27 protein-coding genes and 1 riboswitch are annotated in these 25,191 nt (G+C 67.0%); of the genes, 17 read left to right on the forward strand and 10 right to left on the reverse strand.

Annotated elements, in window-relative coordinates; genetic code table 11:
• The first annotated feature begins 42 nt into the window (after nt 1–42).
• Nucleotides 43–876, forward strand: a complete 834-nt coding sequence (locus AC1VNY_RS14085) for an inositol monophosphatase family protein (RefSeq protein ID WP_482405574.1) — start codon at nt 43–45, stop codon at nt 874–876.
• Nucleotides 877–1,050: 174 nt separating this feature from the next.
• Here the strand turns inward: AC1VNY_RS14085 and AC1VNY_RS14090 are convergent, their stop codons facing one another.
• Entirely contained in the window at nt 1,051–2,412 is a 1,362-nt protein-coding gene (locus tag AC1VNY_RS14090; RefSeq protein ID WP_482405575.1) for a glycosyltransferase family 87 protein, read from the reverse strand.
• 223 nt (nt 2,413–2,635) lie between these two features.
• Between AC1VNY_RS14090 and AC1VNY_RS14095 the strand changes: the two genes are divergently transcribed.
• Nucleotides 2,636–3,331 (forward strand): DUF4336 domain-containing protein, encoded by a 696-nt coding sequence (locus AC1VNY_RS14095; RefSeq protein WP_482405576.1) that lies wholly within the window; start codon nt 2,636–2,638, stop codon nt 3,329–3,331.
• Between the two features lie 35 nt (nt 3,332–3,366).
• Here the strand turns inward: AC1VNY_RS14095 and AC1VNY_RS14100 are convergent, their stop codons facing one another.
• Complete coding sequence (locus AC1VNY_RS14100) at nt 3,367–4,290, reverse strand: GlxA family transcriptional regulator (protein WP_482405577.1); 924 nt, start codon at nt 4,288–4,290, stop codon at nt 3,367–3,369.
• A gap of 104 nt (nt 4,291–4,394) precedes the next feature.
• On the opposite strand from AC1VNY_RS14100, the gene AC1VNY_RS14105 reads away from it, so the two are divergent.
• Nucleotides 4,395–5,222, forward strand: a complete 828-nt coding sequence (locus tag AC1VNY_RS14105) for a dienelactone hydrolase family protein (RefSeq protein WP_482405578.1) — start codon at nt 4,395–4,397, stop codon at nt 5,220–5,222.
• On the opposite strand, the gene AC1VNY_RS14110 is transcribed toward AC1VNY_RS14105, so the two are convergent.
• The 5 genes from AC1VNY_RS14110 to cobU are packed head-to-tail and all read right to left on the reverse strand — an operon-like array spanning nt 5,205 to nt 7,658.
• Entirely contained in the window at nt 5,205–5,951 is a 747-nt protein-coding gene (locus AC1VNY_RS14110; protein WP_482405579.1) for a CbtA family protein, read from the reverse strand. The genes AC1VNY_RS14105 and AC1VNY_RS14110 overlap by 18 nt on opposite strands.
• 10 nt (nt 5,952–5,961) lie before the next feature.
• On the reverse strand, nt 5,962–6,171 hold the full coding sequence (locus AC1VNY_RS14115) for a CbtB domain-containing protein (protein ID WP_482405580.1): 210 nt from the start codon (nt 6,169–6,171) through the stop codon (nt 5,962–5,964).
• Nucleotides 6,168–6,512, reverse strand: a complete 345-nt coding sequence (locus tag AC1VNY_RS14120; protein ID WP_482405581.1) for a hypothetical protein — start codon at nt 6,510–6,512, stop codon at nt 6,168–6,170. The genes AC1VNY_RS14115 and AC1VNY_RS14120 overlap by 4 nt, the downstream gene beginning before the upstream one ends.
• Nucleotides 6,490–7,122 (reverse strand): 5,6-dimethylbenzimidazole synthase, encoded by a 633-nt coding sequence (bluB, locus tag AC1VNY_RS14125; RefSeq protein ID WP_038382114.1) that lies wholly within the window; start codon nt 7,120–7,122, stop codon nt 6,490–6,492. Before bluB ends, AC1VNY_RS14120 begins: the two co-directional genes overlap by 23 nt.
• A 32-nt stretch (nt 7,123–7,154) precedes the next feature.
• Nucleotides 7,155–7,658 (reverse strand): bifunctional adenosylcobinamide kinase/adenosylcobinamide-phosphate guanylyltransferase, encoded by a 504-nt coding sequence (gene cobU, locus AC1VNY_RS14130; RefSeq protein ID WP_482405582.1) that lies wholly within the window; start codon nt 7,656–7,658, stop codon nt 7,155–7,157.
• Nucleotides 7,659–7,806: 148 nt separating this feature from the next.
• On the opposite strand from cobU, the gene cbiB reads away from it, so the two are divergent.
• The gene (gene cbiB / locus AC1VNY_RS14135; protein WP_482405583.1) at nt 7,807–8,748 is read left to right on the forward strand and encodes an adenosylcobinamide-phosphate synthase CbiB; all 942 of its coding nucleotides are present in this window, start codon (nt 7,807–7,809) and stop codon (nt 8,746–8,748) included.
• A gap of 11 nt (nt 8,749–8,759) precedes the next feature.
• Complete coding sequence (gene cobD / locus AC1VNY_RS14140) at nt 8,760–9,725, forward strand: threonine-phosphate decarboxylase CobD (RefSeq protein WP_482405584.1); 966 nt, start codon at nt 8,760–8,762, stop codon at nt 9,723–9,725.
• Here cobD and AC1VNY_RS14145 read toward each other — a convergent pair.
• Together AC1VNY_RS14145 and cobO are read right to left on the reverse strand one after the other, a co-directional pair.
• Complete coding sequence (locus AC1VNY_RS14145; RefSeq protein WP_482405585.1) at nt 9,722–11,170, reverse strand: cobyric acid synthase; 1,449 nt, start codon at nt 11,168–11,170, stop codon at nt 9,722–9,724. The genes cobD and AC1VNY_RS14145 overlap by 4 nt on opposite strands.
• A gap of 11 nt (nt 11,171–11,181) precedes the next feature.
• Entirely contained in the window at nt 11,182–11,835 is a 654-nt protein-coding gene (cobO, locus tag AC1VNY_RS14150; protein ID WP_411780794.1) for a cob(I)yrinic acid a,c-diamide adenosyltransferase, read from the reverse strand.
• Between the two features lie 36 nt (nt 11,836–11,871).
• A riboswitch (cobalamin riboswitch) is annotated at nt 11,872–12,086 on the forward strand.
• A 94-nt stretch (nt 12,087–12,180) separates the two neighbouring features.
• Between cobO and AC1VNY_RS14155 the strand changes: the two genes are divergently transcribed.
• Genes AC1VNY_RS14155 through cobJ form a run of 7 tightly spaced genes read left to right on the forward strand, consistent with a single transcriptional unit; the run spans nt 12,181 to nt 20,088 of the window.
• Complete coding sequence (locus tag AC1VNY_RS14155; protein WP_028331460.1) at nt 12,181–12,555, forward strand: DUF1636 family protein; 375 nt, start codon at nt 12,181–12,183, stop codon at nt 12,553–12,555.
• Complete coding sequence (cobW, locus tag AC1VNY_RS14160; RefSeq protein ID WP_482405586.1) at nt 12,552–13,586, forward strand: cobalamin biosynthesis protein CobW; 1,035 nt, start codon at nt 12,552–12,554, stop codon at nt 13,584–13,586. Before AC1VNY_RS14155 ends, cobW begins: the two co-directional genes overlap by 4 nt.
• Nucleotides 13,586–16,834, forward strand: a complete 3,249-nt coding sequence (gene cobN, locus AC1VNY_RS14165) for a cobaltochelatase subunit CobN (protein ID WP_482405587.1) — start codon at nt 13,586–13,588, stop codon at nt 16,832–16,834. The genes cobW and cobN overlap by 1 nt, the downstream gene beginning before the upstream one ends.
• Nucleotides 16,831–17,994, forward strand: coding sequence for a precorrin-3B synthase (gene cobG / locus AC1VNY_RS14170; protein ID WP_482405588.1), 1,164 nt, complete (start codon nt 16,831–16,833; stop codon nt 17,992–17,994). Before cobN ends, cobG begins: the two co-directional genes overlap by 4 nt.
• Nucleotides 17,994–18,623 carry a precorrin-8X methylmutase gene (locus AC1VNY_RS14175; RefSeq protein ID WP_482405589.1) on the forward strand — a complete coding sequence of 210 codons (630 nt, stop codon included), beginning with the start codon at nt 17,994–17,996 and terminating at the stop codon, nt 18,621–18,623. The genes cobG and AC1VNY_RS14175 overlap by 1 nt, the downstream gene beginning before the upstream one ends.
• 2 nt (nt 18,624–18,625) lie before the next feature.
• Nucleotides 18,626–19,357: a precorrin-2 C(20)-methyltransferase gene (locus AC1VNY_RS14180; protein WP_482405590.1), complete on the forward strand. Its 732-nt coding sequence runs from the start codon at nt 18,626–18,628 to the stop codon at nt 19,355–19,357.
• A complete protein-coding gene (gene cobJ / locus AC1VNY_RS14185; protein WP_482405591.1) occupies nt 19,354–20,088 on the forward strand; it encodes a precorrin-3B C(17)-methyltransferase in 735 nt (244 codons plus the stop codon). Before AC1VNY_RS14180 ends, cobJ begins: the two co-directional genes overlap by 4 nt.
• On the opposite strand, the gene AC1VNY_RS14190 is transcribed toward cobJ, so the two are convergent.
• The gene (locus tag AC1VNY_RS14190) at nt 20,064–20,813 is read right to left on the reverse strand and encodes a cobalt-precorrin-6A reductase (protein WP_482405592.1); all 750 of its coding nucleotides are present in this window, start codon (nt 20,811–20,813) and stop codon (nt 20,064–20,066) included. The genes cobJ and AC1VNY_RS14190 overlap by 25 nt on opposite strands.
• On the opposite strand from AC1VNY_RS14190, the gene cbiE reads away from it, so the two are divergent.
• The 5 genes from cbiE to cobA are packed head-to-tail and all read left to right on the forward strand — an operon-like array spanning nt 20,812 to nt 25,184.
• A complete protein-coding gene (cbiE, locus tag AC1VNY_RS14195; protein WP_482405593.1) occupies nt 20,812–21,993 on the forward strand; it encodes a precorrin-6y C5,15-methyltransferase (decarboxylating) subunit CbiE in 1,182 nt (393 codons plus the stop codon). The two genes, AC1VNY_RS14190 and cbiE, sit on opposite strands and share 2 nt — an antisense overlap.
• The gene (locus AC1VNY_RS14200) at nt 21,990–22,358 is read left to right on the forward strand and encodes a cobalamin biosynthesis protein (protein WP_482405594.1); all 369 of its coding nucleotides are present in this window, start codon (nt 21,990–21,992) and stop codon (nt 22,356–22,358) included. The genes cbiE and AC1VNY_RS14200 overlap by 4 nt, the downstream gene beginning before the upstream one ends.
• Nucleotides 22,355–23,152, forward strand: coding sequence for a precorrin-4 C(11)-methyltransferase (gene cobM / locus AC1VNY_RS14205; protein WP_482405595.1), 798 nt, complete (start codon nt 22,355–22,357; stop codon nt 23,150–23,152). Before AC1VNY_RS14200 ends, cobM begins: the two co-directional genes overlap by 4 nt.
• Nucleotides 23,149–24,459, forward strand: coding sequence for a cobyrinic acid a,c-diamide synthase CobB (locus AC1VNY_RS14210; RefSeq protein WP_482405596.1), 1,311 nt, complete (start codon nt 23,149–23,151; stop codon nt 24,457–24,459). The genes cobM and AC1VNY_RS14210 overlap by 4 nt, the downstream gene beginning before the upstream one ends.
• Nucleotides 24,456–25,184 (forward strand): uroporphyrinogen-III C-methyltransferase, encoded by a 729-nt coding sequence (gene cobA, locus AC1VNY_RS14215; RefSeq protein WP_482405597.1) that lies wholly within the window; start codon nt 24,456–24,458, stop codon nt 25,182–25,184. Before AC1VNY_RS14210 ends, cobA begins: the two co-directional genes overlap by 4 nt.
• Nucleotides 25,185–25,191 lie beyond the last annotated feature (7 nt).

Genomic DNA, 25,191 nt, shown 5'->3' on the forward strand with positions numbered 1-25,191 from the left:
AATCCCACGGTAGGATGCCGGCGCAACGCAGGAGAATGCCGCGTGAAACTGTCCCATGCCGACGCGCTTGATATCGGAGCCATCCTTGCCGAAGTCGGCCGCAGCGAGATCATGCCGCGGTTCCGCCGTGTGCGGGAGATCGAGGTCCGCACCAAGACATCGGCATTCGACGTCGTCACCGAAGCCGATGAGCTTGCCGAGCAGGCGATATCGGCGGCGCTGCTGCGGGCGTTTCCGAATGCGGTCGTGATCGGCGAGGAGGGCACCGCGCGTGATCCGGCCGCGCTTGATCAGGTCGGAACCGCGGAGCTTGCCTTCATCATCGATCCGATCGACGGCACGCGGAACTTCACCTCGAGCCTGCCGCTGTTCGGCACCATGGTGGCCGCCACCATGCGCGGCGAGATCGTGTTCGGCGCGATCCATGATCCGGTCAGCAACGACACCGCATTCGCGCTGCGCGGCGAAGGCGCGTGGCTCGCGATGCCGGATGGCCGGCGGCATGACCTGAAAGTGGCTCCCGCCGTGCCGGTCAAGCAGATGGATGCGATCGTCGGCGTCAACTTCCTACCCGAGCCGCTGCGCACGATTGTCGCCGGCAATCTTTCCAGGCTCGGCGGCAGCGCCTGGCTCAGATGCGCCGCGCATGAGTATCGCATGGCGGCGTCCGGACATTGCCACCTGCTGTTCTACAACAAGCTGATGCCGTGGGATCATGCCGCGGGCTGGCTGTTGCATCGCGAGGCCGGCGGCTACAGCGCGCATTTCGACGGATCACCCTACCGGCCGGTCAATCTGACCGGCGGCTTGCTCTGCGCACCCGACGAGGCGAGCTGGCACGCGGCGCGAGAGGCGATCCTGATGCCGGCGGGATAGAAGCAGGACGTGCGGTTCGTCGCATTGCGGCGGTTACGGGCCGCATTGGTTTGTCGGATTCAACCGTCAATCAGCTTGTTCGGTGTCGTCCCTGCCTAGTGCGCAATTGCGCACTAGGCAGGGACGACACCCAATATGGGTCGTCGTTTGTGGGTCATACCTTCGCTTAGGGCGTCAGGCCTGCACGATTTCGCCGTCCGAGGGCGGCAGATGCCTGATGCGGCGCACGACAAGGATGGCAACTGCCGCAGCGGCGATCGGTGCCAGTTGCAGGCCGTTGGCGCCCGCGGGCACCATGGCGAATGGCGTCAAATAAAGCGCAGCGAGGGCGATGCGTTCATAGGGCAGCCAGCCCTGCGCGAGCGCTTGCGCGATCAGCCACGCGCCCGGGATCGCCAGGATCACGACCTCGTAGTTGCCGAGCGACGGCACGCACAGGCCAGTCATCGCCACCATCAGCGCGATCTCGGCAGCGCCGCCGGGACGTTTTCGCAGCACCAGGATCAGGACGACGATCGCGATCGCGGCCGCGGTCACCTGGACGAGCCAGGCCGTGCTGCTGGATCCGCCGGCCAGCCTGACCGCGGCATAGGGACTGGCGAACTTCTCGAAGCCGGGTCCGCCGCCGAGGCTCCAGGCGCTTGCCTCCGGCAGAACGGCAACGAACTTGATCCACGCGTCGATCCCGAAGATGGCGGTGGCCGCCAGCAAAAGCACGAGCGTCGTTGCGGCCGCCGCGGCGAGCGCGCGCCAGCGCCGCGTCAGGATCAGCACCAGCGGCGCAAGCAGGGCGATCTGCGGCTTGTAGCTAAAGCAGCCGAGCAGCGCGCCGGCGATCACCGGATAGCGGTCGAGCGTGGCGGCCGATCCGCCGAGCAGGGCTGCCGAGAACAGCGAATTCTGTCCGAACAGCGCGCACACCCACACGGCGGGAAAGGCGAGCGCGGGAACGACGGAGCCACGCTCGAGCATGGCTCTCACCGCGGCCGCATAGGCGGCGCAGGTCGCGACGATCCAGATGACGGCCGCCGTTGCAAAGGGAACCAGTGCGAAGGGCAGCCAGAACAGCAGCGACGTCGGCGGGTAGAAGAATGGTGCGTAGGTGTTCTGACCGAGCACGGCGGCTACAGCGCCGCGGCCTGCATCGCCATAGGCGTCGCCGGCGCGGCCTTCGAGCGCGAGCCTTGCCGCCGTCCAGAACGCCGCGAAATCATGGCCGACATCCATCGTCGGTGCGGCCCATGGGATGATCGCGATGCAGCCGATGAACAGGACGAGAAATACGCGGGTGAAGGCGGTGACACGGTCAGCCGTGAGCCAGTCGGCCTCACGCAGCGCGGAGACCAGCGCGCCCGCGCCGGACCGCGGCAAATGCACAATTGCCGCCTGCGGCTGACCTACGGGCGCCCACGAGGTTCGGCCGATGGTTGCGTGCGGCATCACAGTGCCACGATCCGCGTCATTCGCCGCGAGGTGACGCGCGGCGTCATCAGCGAAGGCCAGCCTGTGTCCCTCGAGGTCCGACTTCTGCGACATCGGCCGCTTCATCCCAATCGCGTCGTGCACGCGCAACATTTGGATCAAATCGTCTAAGGTTGCGTAAACCCGATCGTTGCAATTGGCCGCGGCGCAATCGGAACCGATGATCGACATTGCCCCTTGTCCGCGGCCTGTCACGCCGGGCATGGTAAATGAACCCGCAACGCCGGCGGAGCGTGCGGTGTTGGATGCGGCGCCCGACGGTCAAGGTTTATCGCGAATGGCGGTATTGCAGCAGTTCGGCCACGACATCTGGATTGCCGGGGGACCGAACCTTGCGGTCGCCGGGTTTCACTATCCGACCCGGATGGCGGTCGTCAGGCTATCCGACGGCGGCCTTTTCATCTGGTCGCCGGTCCGGTGGACGGAGGAATTGCAGGCCGGCGTCGACGCACTCGGTCAGGTCAGGCACATCGTGGCCCCCAACTCGCTGCATCATCTGTTCCTCGCCGAATGGAAGCTGGCCTGTCCGGCCGCTGTGCTCCACGCCCCGCCGGGCCTGCGCAAGCGGCGCCGTGACCTCGGCTTCGATGCCGATCTCGCGGACGCGCCGAGCCTCGACTGGGCCGGCCAGATCGATCAGGTGGTGATGCGCGGCAACCTGATCACCACGGAGGTGGTGTTCTTCCATGTCGAAAGCAGCACCGTGCTGTTCACCGACCTGCTGCAGCAGATCCCTCCCGACCTGCTCTCCGGCTGGCGGGCGACGATCGCGAGACTCGACCTGATGGTCGGGCCGGAGCCGTCGGTGCCGCGCAAGTTCCGCGTTGCCTTCACGGGCCGCCGCGCCGCGCGTGCGGCCTTGCAAAGGATTCTGGCGTGGCCCGCCGAAAAGGTGCTGATGGCCCATGGAACGCCAGTCGAAAAGGATGCGCCTGCATTCTTGCGCCGCGCCTTCGCGTGGCTCTCGGCGTGATGATTTCATCGCGGATGTGGCGTCGTTGCGGATCATCAGCCTGAGCGGAAATGCCGCGGCGAATGCCGCGTTTCGCGCCGGATCAGCCGGCGGAGGGTCGATGGCTCGGCATATCCAACCTTGCCCGCGATCTCCTCGACCGAAAGGCGCGTGGTCTCGAGCAGCGACCGCGCCGTCTCGATCCTGATGCGTTGCACGAATTGAATGGGCGACACGCCGCAGATCGCCTCGAGCCGTCTGGCAAATGTCCGCGGCGCCAGCGCCACCGCGGCGGCGACGTCCCCGATCGTGAAGTCGCGCGCGATGTTGCTGCGCACCCATTTCTCGGCCCTGGCGACCTTGGGGTCCTGGCTGGCAAGATAATTGATCGCCATGAACGGCGCCTGCGAATGCCGCTCGCCAAGCAGCAGGTAGTTGGCGCAGCCCTTGGCCAGCGCCGGGCTGCCGAAACGCGTGATCACCGCAAGCATCAGGTCCATCTGCGCCATCGCCGCGCCGGCGGTTGCGATCGGCCAGTCGGCCACCACCATCCGCTCCGTCATCAGCTCGACATTCGGATAGCGTTGCCGAAACAGCGGCGCGAACCACCATGTGGCGGTCGCTCGCTTGCCGTCGAGCAGGCCGGTCTCCGCCAGCAGGAAACTGCTGGCGCAGGACGCGGCGAGCATCGCGCCGTTCGCGAACGCTGTGACCAGCATGTCGCGAGCGTGCCGACATGCCGGTGTCGCCAGCTTGCGCTCCAGTTCGCCGGCCGATGCCGAGCCGAGCCCGGGAACGATGACGAGGTCGGCGCCGCGCAATCGGCCGCCGTGCCGCCTCGGCCCATAACGCAGCGTCGTCACCTCGAAGCGCGCGCGCTTCGTCGTGCTGATCCGGTTGGCGATGGCCAGCACGTCGTGGGTGATGGCGGCCGCCGACGCGAGGCAGCCGTCGATCTCGACAACCGCGACCTTGGTCATGTCATAAAATCCGCGATCAATGTCATTTTTGACACTAGCCGCCCGGCCGGAAAATCGCAACTCTGACGCCAAGACGCTGCCGATCTCGATCAGGAGGACCGCCGATGCCGAACCGGCCGATGACCCAGGACGACCCGCTCGAGGATTTCGAGCGCCGCCAGATTACCCTCGATGGGGCCGGCAAGACCGTCCATGCTGGCGGCGCAGGTCCTGCGGTGATCGTGATGGCGGAGATGCCGGGCATCAGCCCGCATGTGGCCCGCTTCGCCCGCTGGGTTCGCGATGCCGGATTCACCGTCTATATGCCGTCGCTGTTCGGCCGTGACGGCGCTGTCGCGAGCGCGGAGGAGGGCGCCGCGGTGTTTCAGCGCGCCTGCGTCAGTGCGGAGTTTCGTGCGATGGCCGCAAACCAGTCCAGTCCCGTGACGCAATGGCTGCGCGCGCTGGCGCGATTTGCCCATGGCGAATGCGGCGGTCTCGGTGTCGGGGCCATCGGGATGTGCTTTACCGGCAATTTCGCGCTCACCATGATGCTGGAGCCGTCGATGCTGGCGCCGGTGCTTTCGCAGCCGTCATTGCCATTGAATGATCCGGCGGGCATCGAGATCGCACCGGAGCAAGTCAAAGCGGTGCGCGAGCGGCTGGAGCGCGAAGACCTGACCGTGCTGGCCTATCGCTTTGAGGGTGACACGTTCTGTATGGCGCAGCGCTTTGCGGCCTATCGCGAGGCGCTCGGCGACCGATTCATCGGGCGGGTGCTTCCCGACAGCGCGGCGAACCGCGATGTGCCGCCGTTCTTCCGGAATTTCGTCACGACACCGCACAGCGTCGTGACGGTGCATTTGATCGACGAGGCCGGCCAGCCGACCATCGCGGCCCGCGATGAGATCCTGGCGTTTTTCAGGCAGCGGCTGTCACCCGTGAGCGGATGAGCCCGGCCGATCGAAATAGGCGAATGCGGCGCTGGTCAGGCCGCCCAGCAGGGACCAGAACACCAGACTGGTCAGCGTGACGGCGACCACGAACTGATGCGACAGGGACGAAGGCACGTTGGTCTCGACATGCTCCAGTTCGGGCGCGCCGATCAGATGCGGCAGCATGATCAGGACCACGCCGGCGATGGCGGCCGGCATCGAGCGCCGGAACACGATCAGCCCGAGGCCGGCTGCGGTCGCCAGCACCGCCGTCACCCACCAGATCTGGCGCGACAGCAATGGAGCGGTGGGGACCCCCGGCAATTCAGGCGGCAGTCCGAGGCCCGGAGCAATGGTGAAGACGGCAAAACCGGCAAGGCCCCACATCAGGCCTTCATGCCACGAGATCTGCTCGCCGGTCGCGCCGCTGCGAACCGCGAGGAAGCCGCAGAGCAGAAGCGCAAAGCCGATCGCGGTCAGGATGTTTGCCCCCGCGGTATAGACGTTGCGCTCCAAACCGTCGCGCGGCTCCCAGGCCTCCGCGCCATGATCATGATCCGCATGATCATGCACGAGGATCGCCTGCGGTGACGCCGCGGCTTCGTGCTTGTGCGCGGCCGCCTTCTCATAGACCTCGGCCCTGAGGATCAGGGGAACAGTGCCGAACTGCTGGACCGCGGTGACGATCAGGCCGACGATGAATCCGGCAATGACCGACGAGAAGACGATCGAGCGAAACGTGCTCATGCAAGGGCGGTCAGTGGCAGGGGAAGGCGTTGGAATGGCGCACGTCATGCGCGGCGTTGTGGATCACGTCGATGTGCGAGAAGCCGACCACGCCGACGATGAACAGGCCGAGCGTCATGGCCATCAACGACTGCGCAAGCCGTCCGACCTGTCGGCTAGCGATCGGCAGCGTGACCTGAGCTTGAGTAACCTGGGTTTGCGCGGTCTGGGACTGGCTCATGGTCGTTCTCCACATTCGATTTGATCGGCTTCTAGCAGCTTTCGGGTGATGTCGCGACTGGTAAGATGCAAATTTGTTCCAAGGAGAATGCGCTTGCGCTCGATCTTGGCGCGCGCGGCTGCCTTGAAGGCTTGTTCAAACTGCCTGAAATAGGCGAGACATGCGTCGACCGTTGGATCGGTGCCAAGCAGCGTGCGAAAGGCGCCCCGATGCACCGCGCAGATGGCGCGGTGCTCCGGCACGGGAAAGACCAGCGAGGCGATGTCGGCGCGCCAGTGCGCGTCACAGCTCGAGGTGCCGTCGCCGGCAGGGGCTCGATCAGCGTCGGATGGTGAATTCATCCGGACCTCGCCGCGATTCCCACTTGGCCTGTTCGAGCTCCGGACGGTCGCACTCGGTCTGGGGGTAACCGACGCAGAGATAGCCGATAAATTTCCAGGAGACCGGGATTTCCAGAACGTCATGAATGCGTTCCGGATTGAGGATCGACACCCAGCCGATGCCGATGCCTTCAGCGCGCGCGGCAAGCCACATCGAGCAGATCGCGGCCACCACGGAATATTCCGACGTCTCCGGCATCGTCGCGCGGCCGAGACCGGCGCCGATCCGGTCGGTCTTCTCGGCGAACACGGCGAGATGGCCCGGCGCTTCCTCCAGGCCTGATAATTTCAACGCGGCATATTTTGCGGCGCGCTCGCCCGAATAGGACCGCAACGCATCGGCGTTGCAGGCCTTGAAGTCGTCGATGACAGCGCGGCGGCGTGCCTCGTCGTCGACAATGACGAACCGCCAGGGCTGGCTCAGGCCGACCGAAGGCGACAGGCAGGCGATCTCGATCAGCCGCTCGATCGTGTTATCTGGCAGCGGATCGGCCCGGAACCGCCGCACGTCGCGCCGCCACACGAACAGTTCGTGCAGTTGGCGGCGAAACGTATCGTCGAATGAGACCATCGCGGGGCCTTTGGCAGGATCGATCTCGGACTTCATTTAAGCTTCATCGGCAGGCCCGCAACGACGAACTCGACCTCGTCTGCGATGCCGGCGATAGTCTGGTTCATGATTCCTGCGGCGTCGCGGAAAGTCCGCGCCAATGCATTGTCCGGCACGATGCCGAGACCGACCTCGTTGGTGACCAGGATGACCGGGCCGTGCTGGCGCGACAGCGCATTCGCCAGCCGCGTCACTTCCTGCGACCAGTCGCGCCCGGCATGCAGCAGATTGGATAGCCAGAGCGTCAGGCATTCGACCAGTCTTGCGCCGCCGCCATCGGTCTCGGACAGCACTTCAACGAGATCGAGCGGCACCTCGCGCTCGATCCAGTCGCTGCCGCGCCGCGCGCGATGTTTGGCGATCCGCTCATCCATTTCCGCGTCGAGCGCCCCGGCGGTTGCGATATAGACCGGTTGCCCCGGAAAGCTGCGCGCACGAAGTTCGGCGCGCCGGCTTTTGCCGGACCGGGCTCCCCCCGTGATCAGAATGACGACCATATCATCTCCTGTGCGACCGGTACGCACGTCGTTCGGAGACGCTCTAACCACCAATCGCGGAGAAAGACAAAGCCGAAATCCGTCACAGAGGGCTTGCGCTCGGCCGATGTCTTGCGCATCAGGGGGATCGCGGCGAGGAGAGGGTTGCGTGGGTTTTGCGGGAGCGATGGCGGTGGCGATGGCGGTGGATGCCTTGATCGGCTGGCCGTCCGCGCTGTTTGCCCGCATCGGCCATCCCGTGACCTGGCTCGGCCGGCTGATCCATCTTGTCGATAGCGCCTGGAACCGCGCCTCCGATCCGCCGGCGTTTCGTCGCGGGGCTGGCGTCGCGGCTGCGATCTCGGTGATCGCGCTGGTAGTGGCGCTCGGTTGGGCCGTTCAGTTCGTGCTCGCATCCGGATGGGTTCGCGTTGTCCTCGTCGGTGTCCTGGCATGGCCGCTGGTTGCCGTGCGCTCGCTGCATGACCATGTCGCCGCGGTGGCAAGTCCTTTGGCATCCGGCGACATCACGGCTGCGCGTTTGGCGGTCGCGCAGATTGTCGGGCGTGATCCGGCTACGCTCGACGATTCCGGCATCGCGCGCGCCACCATCGAGAGCCTCGCCGAGAATGCATCCGACGGCATCGTGGCGCCGGTGTTCTGGGGCGCGCTGTTCGGCCTGCCGGGGATCCTTGGCTACAAGGCGATCAACACGCTGGACTCGATGATCGGCCACCGCACCGAGCGGCACGAAGCCTTTGGCTGGGCAGCCGCCCGGATCGACGATCTCGCCAATCTCGTTCCGGCACGGCTGACCGGGCTTCTGTTCGTGCTGCTCGCGCCGAACCGTTCGCAGGCATGGTCATGCATGTTGCGCGATGCGCATCGTCATCGCTCGCCGAATGCCGGCTGGCCAGAAGCCGCGATGGCTGGCGCGCTCGGCGTCCGGCTCAGCGGTCCCCGCATTTATCACGGTCACATCGCCGATGAGCCCTGGCTGAACGAGGGGGCGCGCGATCCGGCTGCCGCTGACGTCCTCATTGGGCTGAAGCTCTATCGCTACGCCATGGTGCTGTTGGCTGCGGCGTGCGTCGCCCTGGCGCTGGCGTGAAGGAGCGGCGCATGCGGGAGCACGGCGGGAATCTTGATGTCGCCCAGCAGCGCTTCGGCGGCGCCGCGGACGACTGGATCGACCTGTCGACCGGGATCAACCGGGTGCCGTATCCCCTGGTCGATGTCGAACCGCGACGGTGGAGCGCGCTGCCGTCGCGATCCGATCTTGAATCGCTGCACGACGCCGCGCGGCAGGCCTATGCCACCAACGCGCCGATGATGGCGATGGGCGGTGCGCAGGCCGCCATTCAGTTGCTGCCGCATCTGGCGCTCAAGGGGCGGGCGCGGATCCTGGCGCCGACCTACAATGAGTATGCCGCGGTGTTGTCGGCCGCCGGCTGGGACGTCGCCGAGGTGTCCGATCTCGCCGCGCTCCCAGGAGCGGACATTGCGATCGTCGTCAATCCGAACAATCCCGATGGACGACGCCATGATCGGCAGGAGTTGCTGGCACTGCTACCGCGCGTTGGCCGGCTCGTCATCGACGAGAGTTTTGCGGACGCCGTTCCTGACCTGTCCCTTGCACCGGAAGCAGGACGCGCGGGGCTCCTGATCCTGCGCTCATTCGGCAAGTTTTACGGGCTTGCCGGCTTGCGTCTTGGCTTCGCGATCGGCAGCGAGGCTGACATCGTCGCGCTTGCTGCGATGGCGGGCCCATGGCCGGTTTCGGGCGCCGCGATTGCGATCGGACGGCGCGCGTTGCTCGATCGCGATTGGGCAGAGGCGACCGCCGCGCGGCTCGCGGACGACTGCGTCAGGCTCGACGCGGCGGCGCGATCGCAGGGCTGGACGCTGCTCGGCGGCACGCCGCTGTTCCGGCTTTATGAGGTCGGCGATGCGCTGGCCGCGCAGGCGAAGCTTGCCGGCGGCCAGATCTGGTCGCGCGTCTTCCGGCAACAGCCGGGATGGTTGCGGCTCGGCTTGCCGGGCGGCGAGGCGGAATGGTCTCGCCTTTCCGCCGTGCTGTCCGTTTAGCGCGCCAGCGCGAGCAGGCCTTCGACATCGAGATGGGTCTCGATGTGCTCGGCAAGTGCGTCGAGCGCGCTCTCCACCCTGGCGCCGTAGGGCTGATCAGCCGCCGCGATGTCGAGTTGCGCGAGGAAAGCCTTGCGAAATTCGTCCGAGGCGAACAGGCCGTGCAGATAGCTGCCGTGAACGCGCCCGTCGCTCGAAATGGCGCCTTCCGGCCCGCCGCCAAGCAACGCAAATGGTCGCGTGCGATCCGGCCCGTCGGTGCGCCCGATATGGATTTCATAGGCGTTGATCGGTTGATGGGTCGCCTCATGCACTGCGCTGACGCGCGTCAGCGTCTTCTGTTCGGTCATCGTGGTCGTGACATCGAGCAGCCCGAGGCCGCGCGTTTCGCCGGCGGGCCCCTCGATCCCATCGGGATCGGCGACGGTGTGCCCGAGCATCTGGTAGCCGCCGCACAGGCCGAGGACATGGCCGCCGCGGCGATGATGCGCCAGGAGATCGATGTCCCAGCCCTGCGCGCGCAGGTAGGCGAGATCGCCGCGGGTCGATTTCGAGCCGGGCAGGATAACGAGCTTCGCATCACCCGGGATGGCTTCGCCCGGACGTACCATCACGAGATCGACGCCGGGCTCGAGCTTCAGCGGATCGAGGTCGTCGAAATTGGCAATCCGCGACAGCGCAAGGAATGCGATCTTGCGCTGACCGGGCTTGCGCGCCTCGCCGAGCCCAAGCGCATCTTCGGCCGGAAGCTCGCCGGCGCGGACGAACCAGGGCAGCACGCCAAAGCCGCGCCAGGCGGTGCGCTCTTCGATCAGGCGGTAACCGTCATCGAACAATGTCGGATCGCCGCGGAATTTGTTGATGACAAAGCCCTGGATCATCGCGGCATCGTCAGGGTCGATCACTGTCTTGATGCCCACGAGCTGCGCGATCACGCCGCCGCGGTCGATGTCGCCGACCAGCACCACGGGCACGCCAGCCCGGCGTGCAAAGCCCATGTTGGCGATGTCGGACTTGCGTAAGTTGACCTCGGCGGGGCTGCCGGCGCCCTCGACCAGCACGAGGCCGGCGCGCTCTTTCAGGCGGCCAAAGCTCTCCAGCACCGCGCCCATCAGCGACGGCTTCATGCCGGCGTATTCGCGCGCGCGTGCGGTGGCGATCCGTTTGCCGTGCACGATGATCTGGGCGCCGACATCGGTCTCGGGCTTGAGCAGCACCGGGTTCATGTCGGTGTGCGGCTCGACGCCGGCGGCGAGCGCCTGCAACGCCTGCGCGCGGCCGATCTCGCCGCCGTCGACGGTCACGGCGGCGTTGTTCGACATGTTCTGCGGCTTGAACGGCAGCACGCGCAGGCCGCGCCGTCGGGCCGCGCGCGCAAGGCCGGCGACGATGAGCGACTTGCCCACGTCCGAGCCGGCTCCTTGGATCATCAATGCGCGCGCCATCGTGATGTCCGTCAGAACTCGACGCCCGGCTGGGCCTTGATGCCGGAGCGGAACGGATGCTTCACCAGCGTCATCTCGGTGACGAGATCGGCAATCTCGATCAGTTCCTCCTTGGCATTGCGCCCGGTGAGTACGACATGGGTCATCGGCGGCTTCGATGTGGTCAGGAAGTCGACGACATCGGCGATCGCGAGGTAATCGTAGCGTAGTGCGATGTTGATCTCGTCGAGCACGACCATGCGCAGGCTCGGGTCCGCGATCAGCTGCTTGGCCTTTTCCCAGCCGGCTTGCGCTGCCGCGATGTCGCGGGCGCGATCCTGCGTCTCCCAGGTAAAGCCTTCGCCCATCGCATGGAATTGACAGAGATCGCCGAAATGCCCGGTGAGCAGGCGGCGCTCGCCGGTATCCCAGGCGCCCTTGATGAACTGCACCACGGCACAGGGAAAGCCGTGCGCCACACAGCGCACGATCATGCCGAACGCGGAGGAGGATTTTCCTTTGCCGGCGCCGGTATGAACGATGATCAGGCCCTTTTCACCGCTCTTGGTCGCCATGATGCGGTCGCGGGCGGCTTTCTTTTTCGCCATCTTGTCCGCATGGCGTGCATCCAGCGAAGAATCGGTGCCGACGGCGCCGTCTTCAGCTTCGTTTCCATCAGAAGTCATCACGTTCCTTCGGCTTGACAAGTGCGAGGCTTGGACGAATGGTGGGTCCGCGTTGGTTCCTGTCCTACGACAGGCGAAGAGGGAATGCGATAGGGCGATGACCGCAAGGTTCGCCCGAAGCGCAGCCGCCCCCGCGACCGTGACCGGAGAGATGCCCAAGCCACTGATTCCATACGGAGTCGGGAAGGTGGGCATCGAAGGGTAAAACCTGCTCCGCAAGCCGGGAGACCTGCCAACGCAGCATGTTGTGAGACCGGCGGACGGGGTGTTCCGCGACGGGGAACGAACCTGTCCAAAATCGGTTCGTGTGCCTCATCGCTTCCCGCTGTCAATCCAGGAAGGGCGATGAGCGTTACACTTCATGTCTGCATCACTTGCCGCGCCGGCCAGACGCCGGCGGAAGGTGAACTCGCGCCCGGTGCGCGCCTGCATGCCGCGCTCGTTGAGGCCGGCGTGCCCGATGACGTCAATCTGGTTCCCGTCGCATGTCTGTCGGCCTGCAGCCAGGGTTGCTCGGTCGCGCTCAGCGCGCCGGGGCGATGGTCCTATGTCTACGGCCGACTGTCCGCTGACAATGCCGCGGATGTGATCGCCGGTGCCTCCGCCTATGCGGCAGCGCCTGACGGCATCGTGCCGTGGCGCAGCCGTCCGGAAATCTTCCGCAAGCAATCGCTCGCCCGCATTCCACCTCTTCCCGTCGTGCCGGAGGCCGCAGAATGACCACGCTCGCCAAAATTCCGGTCACCGTCGTGACCGGCTTTCTCGGTTCCGGCAAGACGACGCTGATCCAGCATCTGATCCGCAACGCCAACGGCAAGAAGCTCGCGGTGCTGGTCAACGAATTCGGCAGCGAAGGCGTCGACGGCGACATCCTGAAGTCGTGCGCCGACGCCAATTGTCCGGCCGAGAACATCGTCGAGCTCGCCAATGGCTGCATCTGCTGCACCGTCGCCGATGATTTCATCCCGGCGATGGAGCAGTTGCTGGCGCGGAACGTGAAGCCCGATCACATCGTGATCGAGACCTCGGGGCTCGCGCTGCCGAAGCCGCTGCTGAAGGCGTTCGACTGGCCGGAAATCCGTTCGCGGATCACGGTCGACGGTGTGATCGCGCTGGCCGACGCCGAGGCTGTCGCCGCCGGCCGTTTTGCGCCTGATCCGGCCGCGGTGGACGCGCAGCGCGCAGCAGACGACAATCTGGACCACGAGACGCCGCTGTCGGAGGTGTTCGAGGACCAGATCGCCTGTGCCGATCTCGTGCTGCTGACCAAGGCCGACCTTGCCGGGGCGGAGGGGATCAAGGCAGCGAAAGAGGTGATCGCGGCCGAGATGCCGCGCGAGGTGCCGATGCTGCCCGTCGTCGACGGCACGATCGACGCGCGCGTGATCCTCGGGCTCGAGGCGGCGGCGGAAAACGATCTCGCGGCGCGGCCGTCGCATCACGATGGCGAGGAGGAACACGAGCACGACGATTTCAATTCCGTCGTGATCGATCTCCCGGAAGTTTCGGATGTCGACGCGCTGGTCGCCTCGATCAAGGGGCTGGCGCGCGAGCAGAATGTGCTGCGCGCCAAGGGCTACATCGCGGTGGAAGGCAAGCCGATGCGGCTGCTGGTGCAATCGGTCGGCGAACGGGTGCGGCATCAGTTCGACATGCCCTGGGGCGCACGGGCGCGGCAGTCGAAGCTCGTCGTGATCGGCGAACATGCCGACATCGATGAAGCCGCGATCAGGGCACGGCTTGGTGTCTGATGCACGTCGTCTTCCGCGAGAGCCGCGGCCTTGAGGAGACCGCGACGCCAAGGGACCTCGGCCAGGATCCGGCCGATCTCGTGGTGTTGTCGTTTTCCGACAGCGATCTTGCTGCCTTCGCGGCCGGCTGGCGGCGCGGCCGCGCTGCGTTGCCGTCGCTGCGGCTCGCCAATCTCGCGGAGCTGCGCCATCCGCTGTCGGTGGATACCTATATCGAGCGGACGCTCTCGCACGCGCGCGGCATTCTGGTGCGGCTGATCGGCGGCGAGCCCTACTGGTCGTACGGGCTGGCCGCGGTGCATCGGCTGGCCAAGGAGCGCGGCATTGCCCTGGTCGTTCTGCCGGCCGATGGCCGCGACGATCTGCGGCTGGATGAATTTTCGACCTTGCCGGTCTCGACGCTGCGCCGTCTCAAGGTGCTGTGCGACAAGGGCGGCCCCGTTGCCGCGCAGGCCGTGATCGCGCAACTGGCGCTGGCGTCCGGACTCTATGCCGGGCCTGTGGTCGGCGAGATCGATCTTCCCGAGATCGGCGTCTACGATTCCCGGCGCGGTGCCATCGCGGCGTTGCCGGCACCGGACGGCCAGCCGCGCGTGCTTGTCACCTTCTATCGTTCTTATCTTGCGGCCGGTGACACGGCGCCGGTCGATGCATTGATCGATGCGTTGCGCGCGAAGGGCTTTGATGCCCACGGTGTGTTCGTTACGTCGTTGAAGGCGGCAGGCGTGGCCGATTGGCTGCGCGCTCAGTTCGCGCAATGTCCGCCAGCCGCCATCGTCAATGCGACCGCGTTCTCCGCGGCTGGTGACGACGGCACGACGCCGTTCGATGCGGCCTCGTGTCCGGTGTTCCAGGTCGCGCTTTCGACGGCGCGGCGCGAGGATTGGGCTTTATCGCTGCGCGGGCTCTCGCCCGGCGATCTTGCGATGCATGTGGTGCTGCCGGAGGTCGACGGCCGCCTGTTCGCAGGCGTCGTGAGCTTCAAGTCGCCTGGTGAGCGCGATCCCGAGCTGCAATTCGCGCATCTTGCACATCGACCGGACGCCGAGCGCGTCGCTGCAATTGCCGCACGCGTGGCCGCCTGGCATCGGCTTGCCGGCAAGCCGGCACAGGAGAAGCGGCTTGCGCTGGTGCTCTCGAACTATCCAGGCCGTCCGCATCAGATCGCGCATGCCGTCGGCCTCGATGCGCTGGCCTCGGTCGAGGCGTTGCTGGCTGATCTCGCGGCCGCGGGATTTGACCTTGAGCCGGTGGCGTCGCTGGGTGACATTCTTTTGCGCAGGAATTTGACGTGGAACGTCGCCGACTATCGCGCCGCGCTTTCCGGCCTTCCCGAACCGCTGCAGGACGATCTCAGCCGCGCATGGGGCGCGCCGGACGATGATCCCGATTGCCGTGACGGCGCATTTCATTTCGCGGCGATCTGCTGCGGCAAATCGGTCATTGCCGTTCAGCCGGAGCGCGGTGAGGTCGGTCAGCGCGACGCCGATTATCACGATTTGGCACGCACGCCGCGTCACGCCTATGTCGCGTTCTATCTGTGGCTCAGGCGGCAAGGCATCGATGCCGTCGTCCACATCGGCGCGCATGGAACGCTGGAATGGCTACCGGGGAAGTCGGTTGCGCTGTCGTCCGCATGCTGGCCGGAGGCGCTGGTCGGCGATCTGCCTGTTGTCTATCCCTTCATCGTCAACGATCCCGGCGAGGCCGCGCAGGCCAAGCGCCGGATCGGTGCCGTGACGATCGGTCATCTGCCGCCGCCACTGGCACAGGCCGCGCTGCCGGAAGGCCTGCGCAGTCTCGAGCGCTTGCTCGATGAGTATTCGACTGCCGATGGTCTCGATCCGGCGCGGCGGCAGCGCCTGATCGCCGCGATCCGCGACGAAGCGCGCATCGCCGGGCTGGAAGACGATCTCGGTCTCGCCGCGTCGGTCTCCGCGGCCGAGGCCATTCCACAGATCGATCGCTTCGTCTGCGACCTCAAGGAAAGCCAGTTCGGCGACGGCCTGCATGTGTTCGGGCAGGGCGCCTGCGGCGAGGCGGAGAGGACGGCGCTGCGCGATGCGCTCGCGGGACGGCGCGTGGCGCCGGGGCCGGCGGGCTCACCCTGGCGTGGACGCCGCGACGTGCTGCCGACCGGACGCAATCTGTTTGCGGTCGATCCACGCGCGGTGCCAACGCCGTCGGCGCATGCGCAGGGCGTGAAGCTCGCTGAAGAGTTGCTGCGCCGTCATTTGCAGGATCACGGCGACTGGCCGAAGGGGCTCGTGGTCGACCTGTGGGGCTCCTCGACGATGCGCACCGCCGGCGAGGATTTTGCGATGGCCCTGCACCTCGCGGGCATCGCGCCGCGCTGGGATCATGGATCGGGGCGGGTGTCGGGCTACGACATCATCGCGCCGGCGGAGCTCGGCCGGCCGCGCATCGACGTCACGCTGCGCGTGTCGGGGCTGTTCCGCGACGTCTTCTCAGGGCTGGCCCAGTTGTTCGAAGCCGCGGCGGAGACGTTGTCCGAACGCAGCGACGAGGCGGACGAGAATCCTTACCGAGAGCGCGTCTCGCGCGTGTTCGGTCCTCGTCCCGGACATTACGGCGTTGGCATTGCGTCGATGCCGGATGTCTTCACCGAGGAGGCGCGTGAGGCGGCCGGCGATGCCTGGCTGTCGGCATCATCGTGGGCTCTCGCATCCGATGGCGAGATGCGGCCCGATCGCGCCGGCATCGAGGCGCGGCTCGCGGCTGCGGACGGTTTTGTTCACACCCAGGATTTGCCGGAGACCGATCTGTTGCTGGCGGCGGACTATGCCGCGCACGAGGCGGGTATCGCGGCGGCGGCCCGGCGCCTTGGCACAAAAGTTCCGTCGCTCTATCACCTCGATGCCACGCGGCCGGATCGGCCGCATGCGCGCGCGCTGACTGAGGAAATCTCACGGGTGGTGCGGGCGCGCGCGGCCAACCCTGCCTGGATCGCGGGCATGATGCGCCATGGCTTCCGTGGTGCCGCCGAAATCACCGCGACGCTGGAGCACATGGCGGCGTTCGCCCATCTCGCCGGCGCGGTGCCGCCGCATCTGTTCGATCTCTACTACGATGCAACGCTCGGCAATGACGAGGTTCGCGGCTTCATGGCGCGCGAGAATCCGGCGGCGCTGGCGGCGATCGAGACCTGCTTCACGCGATTGCATGAGGCGTCGCTGTGGCAGACGCGGCGCAATTCGATTGCGGCTGCGCTGCAGGAGGCCTTATGAGCGCGGTTGCGGTCAAGGGTTGGTGTCCCGGCGCGCTGCGGCCGATGCGATCGGGCGATGGCCTCGTGGTGCGCGTTCGCCCGCGCGCCGGACGGCTGGACGCGGCGCAGGCGGCGGGAATTGCCGAGCTGGCGGCGCGATACGGCAACGGCCTGATCGATCTGACCAGCCGCGCCAATCTCCAGATTCGCGGCGTCGGCGATGAAGCTTATCCGCCCTTGGTCGATGGGCTCGCTGAGCTCGGGTTGCTGGACGCCGACTCGAGTACCGAGGCGCAGCGCAACGTCCTGGTGACGCCGTTCTGGACTGCCGCCGACGAGACGCGCTCGCTCGCGACCGAGCTTGAGCAGGTGCTTGCCAGTGCCTCGCTTGATCTTCCAACCAAGTTCGGCTTCGCAATCGATGATGGCAATGCGCGGATGCTGACTAGTGCGTCCGCCGATATCAGGATCGAGCGCGATCGCAACGGCGGACTGCTGGTGCGGGCCGATGGCGCACAGCGCGGGCTTTCGGTCACGCGGAGCGAGGCGGTGCAGGCGGCGCTGGCGCTGGCCGAGTGGTTCGTCGCCTCCGGCGGAACCAAGGGTGAGAAACGGCGGATGGCGGCTCATCTGGCGGGCGGTGCGAGCGTTCCGGAGACACTTCGCGGTGATGTCGAGCCCGTGGCTCGATCGGCGGACCCTGCGCCTGGCCTCTATCCGACGGGCGCGATGGTTGGCGTCGCCTTCGGGCAGATGCGGCACCAGACGCTCAGCGATCTTGCCGGGAGCGCACCAGCTCTTCGCATGACGCCGTGGCGGATGATGCTGGTGGAGGGGATGCGCGAGATGCCCCGTGGCGCGGACCTCGTGACTGATGCCGGTGATCCCAGGCTGCGCGTGGTCGCCTGCAGCGGCGCGCCGCGCTGCGGCGAGGCGCACGCGGATACGCGTATACTGGCGTCGGCGCTCGCGCGGCTTATCCCACCCGATGCGCGCCTTCACGTGTCCGGCTGCACCAAGGGCTGTGCCCATTCCGGTTCTGCGGATGTCACCCTCGTTGCGACAAGCGACGGCTTTGATCTGATCCGCCGCGGCACGACGCGGGATGTGCCCGTCATCCGAGGGCTGACCAGTTCGTACCTCGTCGAAAATCTCTCCGTGCTGACGGGAGGACTCTGATGCCGCACGTCTACGAAACCGACGGCGCGACGATCTATCGCCAGTCCTTTGCCACCATCCGCTCCGAGGCCGACCTTGCCCGCTTCGCGCCAGACGAAGAGCCGGTGGTCGTGCGCATGATCCATGCCGCCGGCATGGTGGGCCTGGAAGCGCATGTGCGCTTCACATCAGGCATGGCTGCGTGCGCGCGAGCCGCCTTGCAGGAGGGCGCGCCGATCCTCTGCGACGCGCGCATGGTGTCGGAAGGAATTACGCGCGCGCGGCTGCCGGCCGGCAATGCGGTCATCTGCACGCTTGGTGACGTCAAGGTACCTGCACTCGCGCAATCGATGCGCAACACACGTTCCGCGGCGGCGCTTGAGCTGTGGCGGCCGCATCTGGGCGGCGCCATCGTCGCGATCGGCAACGCGCCGACGGCGCTGTTTCATCTGCTCAACATGCTGGAGGACGCCGACTGCCCGAGGCCGGCGGCGATCATCGGCTGTCCGGTCGGCTTTGTCGGCGCGGCGGAATCCAAGGCGGCATTGATGGCTGAGCCCCCGGTACCGGCGCTGACTGTCGAGGGACGGCTTGGTGGTTCGGCGATCACGGTTGCCGCCGTCAATGCGCTGGCGAGCCGGAGCGAATAGCGATGGGACGTATCATCTGCTGCGGCGTCGGCCCAGGCGATCCGGACCTGATGAGCGTGCGCGCCGACCGTACGGTGCGTGCCGCGAAGCACGTCGCCTATTTTCGCAAGAAGGGCCAGCCGGGGCAGGCGCGCCGCATTGTCGAAGGCTTGCTCGCCGCTGACGTCAGCGAATATCCGATGGAATATCCGGTCACCACGGAAATCGCGTTCGACAGTCCGGACTACGCGCGGCTGCTGGCCGACTTCTATGACGAATGGGCCGAGCGCCTGGCGCGATTCGCGCGCGCGATCGACATCGTCGTGCTCTGCGAGGGCGATCCCTATTTCTATGGCTCGTTCATGCATCTGCATGCGCGGCTGCAGGGGCGTGTCGAGATCGAGGTGATCGCCGGCATTCCCGGCATGGTCGGTTGCTGGAATTCGGTGGGGCAGCCGATTGCGCTAGCCGACGATGTGACGACCGTTCTGATGGGGACGCTGCCGGAGCCGGAGCTCGCCGAGCGGATGCGCGGCTCCGACGCGCTGGTCGTGATGAAGACCGGCCGCAATCTTCCGAAGATTCGCCGCGCGCTGGCTTCCACGGGGCGCCTCGATGATGCGTGGCTCGTCGAACGCGGCACCATGCCGGATCAGCGCGTCGCCCGGCTTGCGGATGTCGGCGAGGCCGAGTGTCCGTATTTTGCGATCGTGCTGGTGCACGGGCAGGGGCGGCGCAGGGAGGTCGCGCAATGACCGGCACGCTGACCATCGCGGGGCTCGGACCGGGCGATGAGGCGCTGATCACGCCGGAGGTCTCTGCTGCGCTCGCGGCTGCGACCGACATCGTCGGCTATGCGCCCTATGTGACCCGCGTGCCGCCGCGCGCCGGGCTCACGCTGCATCCCTCGGACAATCGCGTGGAGTTGCAGCGTGCCGCCGAGGCGTTGCGGCTTGCGGCCGAGGGGCACCATGTTGTCGTGGTGTCCTCGGGCGATCCCGGTGTGTTTGCGATGGCATCCGCCGTGTTCGAAGCGCTGGAGGACGCGCCGCAATGGCACGACCTGCCGATTCGCGTTCTGCCCGGCGTGACGGCGATGTTGGCGGCGGCGGCAAGCGCCGGCGCGCCGCTCGGTCATGATTTTTGCGCGATCAATCTCTCCGACAATCTCAAGCCATGGCCGGTGATCGAGAAGCGCCTGCGGCTTGCGGCCGAAGCGGATTTCGCGATCGCGATGTACAATCCGCGCTCGGCCAGCCGGCCGGAAGGCTTTGCACGGACGCTCGAGATTTTGAAAGAAGCGGGCTGCGACGAGCGGATCGTGGTGTTCGCGCGCGCCGTCAGCGCGCCCGAGCAGCGGATCGAGACGGTCGAGCTGCGTGACGCGCGGCCCGAGATGGCCGACATGCGGACGCTCGTGATCGTCGGCAATTCGGCGACCCGGCGGATCGGCCGCTGGGTCTATGCGCCGAGGCAGGTCCGATGACCGAGCCATTGCATCACCTCGCGCACGCTTTCCACCCGCGGTCTGTCGGGCAGCGCCGGCCGCGTGATCATGATGACGGGAAGGCCAAGCACGCGGGCGGCGTCGATCTTGGCGCGCGCGCCGATTCCGCCGGAGTTGCGGGCGACGATCCATTCGATGCGACGCGCGCGCATCATCTCGAGCTCGCCCTCGAGCGTGAAGGGGCCGCGCGACACGATGATTTCGGCATCGGGCAATGGCAGCGCTTGCTCGGGCGGGTCGACGAAACGCAACGTATAGGCATGTTGCGGCCGGTTGCCGAACGGCGCGATATGCTGGCGGCCGATCGCGAGGAACACGCTGGCGCGGCTGTCCGGCAAGGCCGCGGCCGCGGATACGACGTCCGCGACCTCGATCCAGCGATCACCGGAGGTTTTGTCCCAGGGCGCGCGCTCAAGCGCGATCAGGGGCGTTGTGGTTTGCGCACATGCGGCGATCGCGTTGCGGCTCATCTCGGCCGCGAAAGGATGCGTCGCATCGATCACATGCGTGATGGCTTCGCGACGCAGATAATCGGCAAGACCGCTGACGCCGCCGAAACCACCGCTGCGGACCGGCAACGGCTGGTCGGCCGGCGCACGGGTGCGGCCGCCATAGGAATAGACCGCGTCGATGCCCGCGCGAGCGATCGCAACGGCAAGCAAATTGGCGTCCGCTGTTCCGCCCAGGATCAGGGCGCGCATCATGGGTAATCCCTGGTTGACCATCATCGGCATCGGCGAAGATGGCCTTGCCGGCATCTCCGATGCAAGCCGAAAGGCGCTTTCCGAAGCCGAAACGGTTTTCGGTGGCGAGCGGCACCTCGCGCTCGCCGGCATCGCCGACCGCGGCCGTGCCTGGCCGGTTCCGTTCGATGCGAGCATCGTGCTTGAATGCCGGGGTCGTCCGACGGTGGTGCTCGCGTCGGGCGATCCGTTCTGGCATGGCGCCGGCGGAAGCCTTGTCGAGAAGCTGCGGCCCGGCGAATGGGTCGCGCACTCCGCGCCGTCAACGTTCTCACTGGCGGCGGCTCGTTTGGGTTGGCGTATCGAGCATGCTGTCTGTCTCGGTCTTCATGCCGCACCGTTCGAACGGCTGTTACCGCATCTCGTGCGCGATGCGCGGATCATCTGCCTGTTGCGCGACGGCAAGGCGGCGTCCGATCTCGCGCGCTGGCTGACGGAGCGTGGTTGGGGGGCGTCGGCAATATGGACGCTTGCGGCGCTTGGCGGACCGCGTGAGTCCATCACGCAGCATCGCGCCGACAATTATGTGGAGGATTCGGGCGACAGCCTCGTCACGGTTGCGCTGGAGGCGAAGGGAGGACAAGGGATCGCACGCAGCTCGGGTCTTGCCGATGCGCTCTTTGTGCATGATGGGCAACTGACAAAGCGGCCGGTCCGCGCGCTTGCGCTGTCGGCGCTTGCGCCGCGGCCCGGTGAGCGGCTGTGGGATGTCGGCTCGGGCTCGGGCTCGATCTCGATCGAATGGGCACTGTGTGGAGGGACGGCGATCGCCGTCGAAGCCCGCAGCGAACGCGCCGCGAACATCCGCAGCAATGCGGCGAGCTTCGGCCTGACTCACCGGATCACCGTCATCGAAGGCGAGGCGCCCGGCGCTTTATCGGACCTCGCGAGGCCCGATGCCGTGTTCATCGGTGGCGGCCTCGACGCCGCGATGTTCGATGCGATCTGGTCGCGCATCGCGCCGGGAACGCGACTGGTCGCGCATGCGGTGACGCTGGAGACCGAGGCGCTGCTCTCCGATCTGCACCGGCGTCATGGCGGCGAGTTGATGCGCCTCGAGATCGCGCAGGCCGAGCCATTGGGCCGCTATCGCGCCTGGAAGGCCGCGCGGCCGATCGTGCAGTGGAGCGCGCTCCGATGAAGGTCGCTGGTCTCGGATTCAGGCGCAATGCAAGCGCCGCATCCTTGCGCGACGCGCTCGACGCGGCCGGCGGTGCCGACGGCCTTGCGGCAATTGCGACGGTGACTGACAAGGCCGAGGCGATGGCGTTGAGAGACTTGGCGCGGGAACTGGGGCTGCCGATCCGGAGCATTCCCGTCGAGATCCTGGCTGAGATAAAGACTGCAGCGCAATCCGAGGTCATCAAGGCGAGATTCGGAACGGGATCCGTCGCCGAAGCCGCGGCGATCGCTGCAGCAGGGCGCGGTGCGCGCCTGATCTCGGTCAGGACCGCGTCACAGGATCGGATGGCCATTGCAGCGATCGCGGAAGGAGACGGCGAATGACGGTGCATTTCATCGGCGCAGGACCCGGCGCTGCCGATTTGCTGACCCTGCGCGGGCGCGATCTCATCGCCTCGTGCCCGGTTTGTCTCTATGCCGGATCGCTGGTGCCCGCAGGTGTTCTGGCGCATTGCCCGCCGGATGCGCGCATCGTCAACACCGCGCCGCTGTCGCTCGACGAAATCATCGCCGAGATCGCTGCCGCGCATGCGGAGGGCAAGGACGTCGCGCGGCTGCATTCGGGCGATCTCTCGATCTGGTCGGCGATGGGCGAGCAGCTGCGCCGGCTGCGCGCGCTGCAGATTTCGTATTCGGTCACGCCCGGGGTGCCGGCTTTCTCGGCGGCTGCGGCGGCGCTGGAGGCCGAGCTTACGCTGCCGGGCCTTGTGCAATCGGTGGTGCTGACGCGCACGCCGGGCCGGGCGAGCGCGATGCCGGATGGCGAGGAACTCGCAGCGTTTGCCGCGACCGGCGCGGTGCTGGCGATCCATCTTTCGATCCATCTGCTCGACAAGGTCGTGGCCGAGCTCACGCCGCACTACGGCGCGGATTGCCCGGTTGCGATCGTCTGGCGCGCGAGCTGGCCGGACCAGCGCATCGTGCGTGCCACGCTCGCGACGCTCGATACCGCCGTCGGCCCCGAGCTCGAACGCACTGCGCTCATTCTGGTCGGCAAGACGCTCGGCGCGGACGAATTCGCCGAGAGCCGTCTCTATGCAGCGGACTACGACCGCCGCTACCGTCCGGTCGGGGCGGCGCCGCGCTTTCCGGAATCGTCGCCGGAATCATCGCAATGACCGCGGGGCTCGTCATCTCCGCGCCGGCATCCGGTGTCGGCAAGACGACGCTGACCCTGGCGTTGGCGCGCGCCTATCGCAATCGCGGCGTGAGGGTGCAATGCCTCAAGAGCGGGCCTGATTACATCGATCCCGCCTTTCACGCGGTCGCCACGGGACGCGCGTCAGTCAACATCGATAGCTGGGCGATGGCGCGCGAAGCGATCGCGCAATTGGCAGGCCGCGGCGCGGATGCCGATCTCGTGCTGGCGGAAGGCTCGATGGGACTGTTCGACGGCGTCGCCGCGCGTGGCGTCTCGGGGACCGGCGCCACCGCCGACATTGCCGAGATGATGGGTTGGCCGGTGCTGCTGGTGATCGATCCCTCCGGTCAGGCGCAGACCGCGGCGGCGGTCGCGGCGGGATTGCGCGATTTTCGCGCCGGCGTACGGCTTGCCGGCGTCGTCCTCAATCGCGTCGCGAGCGCGCGGCATGAAGCCCTGGTGCGCAATGCCATGGCGGGCGCGGGCATTCCGGTATTGGGATCGCTGCCGCGCCACGCCGAGATCGCCTTGCCGAAGCGTCATCTCGGCCTGGTGCAAGCCGAAGAGCAGGCCCAGATCGACGGTCTGATTGACGAAGCCGCACGCTTCGTCGCCGAGCATGTCGATCTCGACGCCGTGCTGAAATCGGCCAAGGTCTGGTCGCCGCAATCAGCCGTGCGCAGCCTGGACTTCACGCCGCCCGGTCAGCGCATCGCGCTGGCGCGTGATGCCGCGTTCTCGTTCGTCTATCCTCACATGCTGGAAGCCTGGTGCGCGGCCGGCGCAGAGATCGTGACGTTCTCGCCGCTTGCCGACGAAGGCCCCGACGCGGACGCCGATGTGTGCTGGCTGCCCGGCGGCTACCCCGAACTGCATGCCGGCCGGCTTGCGGCCAACGGACGATTTCTTTCGCAACTCCGCGCCTTCGCCGAGACGAGGCCGGTGCATGGCGAATGCGGGGGCTACATGGTGCTGGGTGCCGCGTTGACCGATGCCGACGGCGTGCGCCACGAGATGGCGGGGTTGCTCGGCCTTGAGACGAGCTATGCCAAGCGCCGCATGCATCTGGGCTACCGGCTCGCCGAGCTTGCCGCGCCGATGCCCGGCCACGGCCCGGGCGCACGCCTGCGCGGCCACGAGTTTCATTATTCGACGATCATCGCGCAGCCCGACACGCCGCTCGCGGTGGTGCGCGATGCGACCGGCGCGATCGTTGCGGAGACCGGATCGCGGCGCGGCTGTGCGACGGGTACATTCTTCCATCTGATTGCGGAGGACCGGTGAGCGGATTCGTTTCCTTCGTCTCGGCCGGTCCGGGCGATCCCGAGCTCCTGACGGTGAAAGGCGCCGCGCGGCTGCGCGAGGCCGATGTGGTGCTCTATGACGATCTTGCCTCGGGCGCGATCCTCGATCTCGCGCGCTCGGGCGCCAATCTCGTCGCGGTCGGCAAGCGTGCCGGCCGCCTGTCGGCGAAGCAGCACCATGTCAGCCGGCTGCTGGTCGATTACGCTGCCGCCGGCGTGCGGGTGGTGCGGCTGAAATCCGGCGACGCCGGCATTTTTGGTCGGCTCGAGGAGGAGATCGAAGCGCTGCGCGCGGCGGACATCGGCTACGAGATCATTCCCGGCGTGACCTCGGCCTCGGTTGCCGCCGCGCAGGCCGGCATTCCGCTGACGCGACGGCTGACCTCGCGCCGGGTCCAGTTCGTGACCGGCGCCGATGTGACGGGCGAATTGCCCGCGGACCTGAACTGGGCGGCGCTGGCCGATCCGGAAGCGACCACCGTCGTCTATATGGGGCGGCGGACGTTCCCGGCATTGGCCGCAAGGCTGATCGCGCACGGCCTCGCGCCCGACACGCCCGCGCTGCTGGCGGAATCGCTCGGCCACGCCGACGAGCGGCTGCTTCGCACCACGATCGCAGCGCTGGCCGAACAGCTCACGCATGCCGGCGCGGCCACGGCGGCTGCCGTGATCCTGTTCGGTGCGCTGGCGCCGGAACGAGGGTAAGGCGGCC

The organism is Bradyrhizobium ferriligni, from assembly GCF_056837965.1.

What these genes read in the sequence shown, in the direction of transcription:
- AC1VNY_RS14155 (WP_028331460.1), top strand. Translation starts at nt 12,181, where the DNA reads ATGAGCGTTACACTTCATGTCTGCATCACTTGCCGCGCCGGCCAGACG.
- AC1VNY_RS14200 (WP_482405594.1), top strand. Translation starts at nt 21,990, where the DNA reads ATGAAGGTCGCTGGTCTCGGATTCAGGCGCAATGCAAGCGCCGCATCC.
- AC1VNY_RS14145 (WP_482405585.1), bottom strand. Translation starts at nt 11,170, where the DNA reads ATGGCGCGCGCATTGATGATCCAAGGAGCCGGCTCGGACGTGGGCAAG.
- AC1VNY_RS14090 (WP_482405575.1), bottom strand. Translation starts at nt 2,412, where the DNA reads ATGTCGCAGAAGTCGGACCTCGAGGGACACAGGCTGGCCTTCGCTGAT.
- cbiE (WP_482405593.1), top strand. Translation starts at nt 20,812, where the DNA reads ATGGGTAATCCCTGGTTGACCATCATCGGCATCGGCGAAGATGGCCTT.
- AC1VNY_RS14095 (WP_482405576.1), top strand. Translation starts at nt 2,636, where the DNA reads ATGGCGGTATTGCAGCAGTTCGGCCACGACATCTGGATTGCCGGGGGA.
- cobM (WP_482405595.1), top strand. Translation starts at nt 22,355, where the DNA reads ATGACGGTGCATTTCATCGGCGCAGGACCCGGCGCTGCCGATTTGCTG.
- cobJ (WP_482405591.1), top strand. Translation starts at nt 19,354, where the DNA reads ATGACCGGCACGCTGACCATCGCGGGGCTCGGACCGGGCGATGAGGCG.
- cobG (WP_482405588.1), top strand. Translation starts at nt 16,831, where the DNA reads ATGAGCGCGGTTGCGGTCAAGGGTTGGTGTCCCGGCGCGCTGCGGCCG.
- cobU (WP_482405582.1), bottom strand. Translation starts at nt 7,658, where the DNA reads ATGGTCGTCATTCTGATCACGGGGGGAGCCCGGTCCGGCAAAAGCCGG.
- AC1VNY_RS14175 (WP_482405589.1), top strand. Translation starts at nt 17,994, where the DNA reads ATGCCGCACGTCTACGAAACCGACGGCGCGACGATCTATCGCCAGTCC.
- AC1VNY_RS14115 (WP_482405580.1), bottom strand. Translation starts at nt 6,171, where the DNA reads ATGAGCCAGTCCCAGACCGCGCAAACCCAGGTTACTCAAGCTCAGGTC.
- AC1VNY_RS14180 (WP_482405590.1), top strand. Translation starts at nt 18,626, where the DNA reads ATGGGACGTATCATCTGCTGCGGCGTCGGCCCAGGCGATCCGGACCTG.
- AC1VNY_RS14100 (WP_482405577.1), bottom strand. Translation starts at nt 4,290, where the DNA reads ATGACCAAGGTCGCGGTTGTCGAGATCGACGGCTGCCTCGCGTCGGCG.
- cobD (WP_482405584.1), top strand. Translation starts at nt 8,760, where the DNA reads ATGCGGGAGCACGGCGGGAATCTTGATGTCGCCCAGCAGCGCTTCGGC.
- AC1VNY_RS14105 (WP_482405578.1), top strand. Translation starts at nt 4,395, where the DNA reads ATGCCGAACCGGCCGATGACCCAGGACGACCCGCTCGAGGATTTCGAG.
- cobW (WP_482405586.1), top strand. Translation starts at nt 12,552, where the DNA reads ATGACCACGCTCGCCAAAATTCCGGTCACCGTCGTGACCGGCTTTCTC.
- AC1VNY_RS14120 (WP_482405581.1), bottom strand. Translation starts at nt 6,512, where the DNA reads ATGAATTCACCATCCGACGCTGATCGAGCCCCTGCCGGCGACGGCACC.
- AC1VNY_RS14210 (WP_482405596.1), top strand. Translation starts at nt 23,149, where the DNA reads ATGACCGCGGGGCTCGTCATCTCCGCGCCGGCATCCGGTGTCGGCAAG.
- bluB (WP_038382114.1), bottom strand. Translation starts at nt 7,122, where the DNA reads ATGGTCTCATTCGACGATACGTTTCGCCGCCAACTGCACGAACTGTTC.
- AC1VNY_RS14190 (WP_482405592.1), bottom strand. Translation starts at nt 20,813, where the DNA reads ATGATGCGCGCCCTGATCCTGGGCGGAACAGCGGACGCCAATTTGCTT.
- cobO (WP_411780794.1), bottom strand. Translation starts at nt 11,835, where the DNA reads ATGACTTCTGATGGAAACGAAGCTGAAGACGGCGCCGTCGGCACCGAT.
- AC1VNY_RS14110 (WP_482405579.1), bottom strand. Translation starts at nt 5,951, where the DNA reads ATGAGCACGTTTCGCTCGATCGTCTTCTCGTCGGTCATTGCCGGATTC.
- cobN (WP_482405587.1), top strand. Translation starts at nt 13,586, where the DNA reads ATGCACGTCGTCTTCCGCGAGAGCCGCGGCCTTGAGGAGACCGCGACG.